This is a genomic window from Bacillus haikouensis, assembly GCF_013179555.1.
Taxonomy (GTDB): Bacteria; Bacillota; Bacilli; order Bacillales; family Bacillaceae_B; genus Rossellomorea; species Rossellomorea haikouensis_A.
This window is the reverse complement of the sequence record NZ_JABMCR010000289.1, coordinates 1-4,936: the sequence shown is the minus strand read 5'-3', so window position 1 is coordinate 4,936 and position 4,936 is coordinate 1. Positions and strand designations below refer to the sequence as shown.

Genomic DNA, 4,936 nt, shown 5'->3' with positions numbered 1-4,936 from the left:
ACATATATCCCAAAGAAAAACGGTAAAACACGACCTTTGGGTATCCCGACTTTTGAGGATAAACTAGTGCAAGAGGTTGTTCGGCGAATTTTAGAAAGTATCTACGAACCTCAATTTTCAAATCATTCACATGGTTTTCGGCCAAATCGTAGCTGTCACACTGCCTTAAAAGAAATACGCAATACTTTTACGGGTACGAGATGGTTTATAGAAGGTGACATAAAAGGTTTCTTTGATAACATCGACCATCATGTATTAGTTGGACTTTTACGGAAGCGCATTAAGGATGAAAAATTAATTAATTTAATTTGGAAATTCTTAAGAGCAGGTTATGTAGAAGATTGGACTTTTCATAAAACCTTCAGTGGGACACCACAAGGTGGAATCATTAGTCCGTTACTTTCGAATATTTATCTGCATGAATTAGATAAATATGCTGCAGGGTATGCAAAATCCTTTAACAAAGGTGAAAAACGTAGGCATAATCTTGTTTATCATAACCTAGCATCAAAAATTAATCACTGTAAAAGTAAAAATAAACGTGATTGGGAACGACTAACCAAAGAAGAAAAAGCTGAAAGGCTTGGAGTATTAAAAGCTCTGTACAAAAAACTGCAAAGCCATGATAGCAAAGACCTTTTTGACCCAAACTATCGTCGAATGAAATATGTAAGGTACGCGGATGATTTTATTATCGGTGTCATTGGTAGTAAAAAGGAAGCTGAACAAATCAAGATAGATTTAACAGAATACCTTGCAGAAAAACTCAAATTGGAATTAAGTGCTGAAAAAACGTTGATAACACATAGTGAGAAAAACGCTAGATTTTTAGGATACGATATACGAGTAGCAAGAGATTGGCACAGAATGAAAATGCCAAATGGTACAAAGAAACGAAAGTTTAACTATCAAACAAAACTATTCGTTCCACATGAAAAATACATCAAAAAACTCATCGATTTAAGTGCATTGAAAATTGGCAGTAACAATGGCTGGAAACCTGTTCATCGTCCCTATCTAGTGCATAATGATGACCTTGAAATTCTTCGTACGTATAATGCGGAGATTGAGGGATTATATAATTACTATCGCCTAGCAAGTAATGCTCATGTCCTTCAGTCTTTTAGGCAAACAATGAAATACAGCATGATTAAAACGTATGCCAATAAATACAAAAGTACCGTCAGTAAAATTATTGCAAAATTTAAAATAAACGGGAAATTAGGTATACGTTATATAACGAAGGATGGTCCTAAAATTGCCTATTTTACGGAACAACGAATGGAAAAGAACTCGGAAATCAAAAAAAGTCAATGGATATAATCGAAAATACAATCGTTTACGGTGGCAGAACAAGTCTCATTGAACGCCTTTTAGCTGAAAAATGTGAGTGGTGTGATGCAGAAAATGTTCCATTGGAGATGCATCATGTCAACAAGCTCAAGAATTTGAAAGGCAAGAAACGATGGGCACAATTCATGATTGCAAGAAATCGCAAGACTATTGCAATGTGTGTGAAATGCCACCATGACTTACACAATGGAAAGTTAGATTGATAAATGGAAAGCCGTATACTCTGAGAGGAGTACGTACGGTTTGGAGGGAAGTTCTCGGAAACCAGCTCAGGTAACTAAGCAAGGCGCCGGGTGCTTACCCTACTTCAAAGAAGCATTCAGGCGATCGGCTGCATCGATCATCTGTATTCATAACCACCCGTCCGGAGACCCCACTCCAAGCAGGGAAGACATCGAGGTCACGAAGAGATTGGTAGAATGCGGGCGGATCATTGGTATTGATATACTTGATCATCTTATAATAGGAGAGAAAAAATTTATCAGTTTAAAAGAAAAAGGTTATTTATGACACTAGGATTTTTTTAATGGTTACGATATAATTATCCTTATGATTTTTGCAAATAGGTGATTCAAAAACGTAGCTCATTAAAAAGAGTCATTCTCTCTATGGATGAGTCTTTTCGTTATGTCATGAAATATCAATTATTGTAAAAAAATCGAGGATAAAGAGTTTGGACAACTCTCCTGTTAGTTAAATATAGACCAGCCAATTTGTATCAGAAAGGGAGATACCATTAATGTTTGGAACGAAAGATTTAGGAATTGACTTAGGAACAGCTAACACATTGGTGTATGTAAAAGGTAAAGGCATCGTTGTGCGCGAGCCTTCGGTAGTGGCACTTCAAACAGACAATAAACAAATCGTTGCAGTCGGGAACGATGCAAAAAATATGATCGGAAGAACACCGGGGAATGTAGTGGCACTCCGCCCAATGAAAGACGGAGTCATTGCAGATTATGAAACGACTGCTACGATGATGAAATACTACATAAAGCAGGCTGTAAAAAATAAAAGTGCCTTTTCAAGAAAACCATATGTCATGGTATGTGTTCCGTCCGGAATTACCGGTGTGGAAGAACGTGCGGTCATTGACGCGACTAGACAGGCTGGGGCAAGGGATGCGTATACGATCGAAGAACCCTTTGCAGCTGCCATCGGTGCCAACCTTCCAGTATGGGAACCGACAGGAAGCATGGTCGTTGATATCGGCGGCGGGACGACAGAAGTCGCCATCATATCCCTCGGGGGGATCGTTACCAGTCAATCCATCCGTGTGGCAGGGGATGAAATGGATGATGCCATCGTGAATTACATCCGTAAGACGTATAATCTGATGATCGGTGACCGTACTTCTGAAACAATCAAAATGGAAGTAGGTTCAGCCGGAGATACTGAAGGAATTGAATCAATGGAAATCCGCGGTCGCGATCTTTTGACAGGTCTGCCGAAAACGATTGAAGTGACGTCCGCTGAAATCGCATCTGCCCTGCATGATACGGTATATACCATTGTCGATGCAGTCAAGAGCACTTTGGAGAAGACACCGCCTGAACTCGCAGCAGATATCATGGATAGAGGAATCGTGCTGACAGGAGGGGGCGCGCTGCTCCGGAATATGGATAAGGTGATCAGTGATGAAACGAAAATGCCTGTCCTTATCGCAGAAGAGCCGCTTGATTGCGTTGCGATCGGTACCGGTAAAGCACTCGACCATATCCACCTTTTTAAAAACCGCGGTAAATAATCTTTAGATAAGAAGTGGGGACTGTTCCTTAAAAGTACTTCACATTAGTACATTAAGGCGGCCCCATCTTTTTTACGCTTAATAAATGTCGAATAAATGAATAATATGGTGAACGATATCAAAATCGAAGAAGTTTTGTTATAGTATTTAATAGAATTAATAAAGATTGAGGTGTACAGCATGCCACAATTCTTCCTGAATAAACGACTAATCATCCTGCTTGTCAGCATCATCGTTCTCGTAGCCTTAATAGGGTTTTCGTTACGGGAAAGAGACAGCATCAGCTGGCCCGAGCAGTTTGTGAAAGATATGGTAGGATTCGGACAATCATTGATTTCTAAGCCCGTCAATTACACTGCCGGAGTAATAGAAAATGTTCAAGATCTTCAAAATACATATACAGAAAATGAAAAATTGAAATCCCGCCTCGACGAGCTCGTTAAGCTTGAAACGCAGGTCAGGGACCTGAATCAGGATAATGAAGAGCTGAGAGCTGTTTTAGAAAAGAAGGAAGACTTAAGAAAGTATAATACGATTCAGGCGACGGTCATCGCAAGAAACCCAGAGCGGTGGGATGAATTGGTCACTATAAATAAAGGGGAAGTTAATGGTATCAAATCAGATATGGCCGTGATTTCTTCTTCTGGTCTGATCGGCAAAGTTAAAAGTGTAAACCAATTTTCCTCCACAGTTGAATTGATTTCGACAGACAATACAAAGAACCGGATCTCAACTGTTGTTCAAGGAAAGAAAGATGCTAATGGGTGGATTGAAGGCTATGACACTGAAAAGAAAGAAATCCTGGTGAAACGTATCCCGAAGGACTTTGTAGTGGATAAGGGTTCTAAAGTAATTACTTCTGGACTTGGCGGTGTCTTCCCTAAAGGGCTTGTGGTAGGTGAGGTCAAGGAAGTGAAACCGGATCAATACGGTCTGACCCAGACGGCTTATGTCAAACCTGCTGCTGATTTTTACCATTTAGAGCATGTTATGGTCATAGACCGCGGGATGAAGGGTGTTCCCAGCGACGAAACAGGCGAAGAAGGTAATAAGGAGGAGGAGCAATGATCAAAAGGCTTACCCTCCCTCTTGTCACCCTTCTGCTCTTTTATAGTGAAAGCCTGTTTGTCATCTTTTTTCTTAAGATTGAATCTTTTGAGGGGCGCATCATCGTTCCTCACTTTCTTATCATCTTCATACTTTTTATTTGTGTTTTCTTTCAATATAGGACTGCGTTGTTATATGCATTCATTTTTGGCTTTTTATTTGATATCTTCTATACAGAGATTAATGGAATCTATTTAGTCTTCTATCCTTTTGTCGTCTTTTTGGCACATGCCATGCTGAAAATCCTTCATAATAATTTATTTGTATTCTCACTCATTGTGATCATAAATTTATCAGTGTTGGAGTTTTTAGTATATCAAATCAATGTCATCATCCAGCGCACAGACATGACGTTCATTCAGTTTGCAGATTTGCGTCTATGGCCGACACTGGCGCTTAATGCCGTCTTTTATATCATCTTTTCCTATCCTTTTAAGGTGTTTCTTCAACGCAAACAAAAGCAACTTCTTGAAGATTGATTGTGGAATTTAGGAAGAGGGATAGAATTTATAATAGTGTTGATAATCGCGAAAAATGTCTTATGAAAAAAGGATATGCCCATGCTTATGTCGAATTTATAGACGACTGAGGTGAAAAATTACGCCATGAAAAAGAAACCAAATGTAATGATCAAGGGAACAAAGGAAGGACTCACCCTTCATCTCAATGATCAATGTTCGTTTGATGATTTAAAGAAAGAGTTGGACGAAAAGCTGTCTGCGCATTACC

3 protein-coding genes and 3 pseudogenes are annotated in these 4,936 nt (G+C 39.4%); all 6 read left to right on the top strand.

Annotated features, from left to right (window positions below; translation table 11 throughout):
- Nucleotides 1-1,556 (top strand): annotated as a pseudogene (locus HP456_RS19870) (reverse transcriptase/maturase family protein); the annotation flags it as partial.
- Nucleotides 1,557-1,659: 103 nt separating this feature from the next.
- A pseudogene (locus HP456_RS19865) lies at nt 1,660-1,863 on the top strand (JAB domain-containing protein); the annotation flags it as partial.
- A 229-nt stretch (nt 1,864-2,092) separates the two neighbouring features.
- Nucleotides 2,093-3,100, top strand: coding sequence for a rod shape-determining protein (locus HP456_RS19860; RefSeq protein ID WP_172254324.1), 1,008 nt, complete (start codon nt 2,093-2,095; stop codon nt 3,098-3,100).
- 180 nt (nt 3,101-3,280) lie between these two features.
- On the top strand, nt 3,281-4,168 hold the full coding sequence (gene mreC, locus HP456_RS19855) for a rod shape-determining protein MreC (RefSeq protein ID WP_172254322.1): 888 nt from the start codon (nt 3,281-3,283) through the stop codon (nt 4,166-4,168).
- Entirely contained in the window at nt 4,165-4,686 is a 522-nt protein-coding gene (gene mreD, locus HP456_RS19850; protein WP_172254320.1) for a rod shape-determining protein MreD, read from the top strand. The genes mreC and mreD overlap by 4 nt, the downstream gene beginning before the upstream one ends.
- Nucleotides 4,687-4,812: 126 nt before the next feature.
- Nucleotides 4,813-4,936 (top strand): annotated as a pseudogene (gene minC / locus HP456_RS19845) (septum site-determining protein MinC); the annotation flags it as partial.

Bases quoted from the DNA above. Each gene is read 5' to 3' on its own strand.
- mreD (WP_172254320.1), top strand. From the start codon at position 4,165: ATGATCAAAAGGCTTACCCTCCCTCTTGTCACCCTTCTGCTCTTTTAT.
- mreC (WP_172254322.1), top strand. From the start codon at position 3,281: ATGCCACAATTCTTCCTGAATAAACGACTAATCATCCTGCTTGTCAGC.
- HP456_RS19860 (WP_172254324.1), top strand. From the start codon at position 2,093: ATGTTTGGAACGAAAGATTTAGGAATTGACTTAGGAACAGCTAACACA.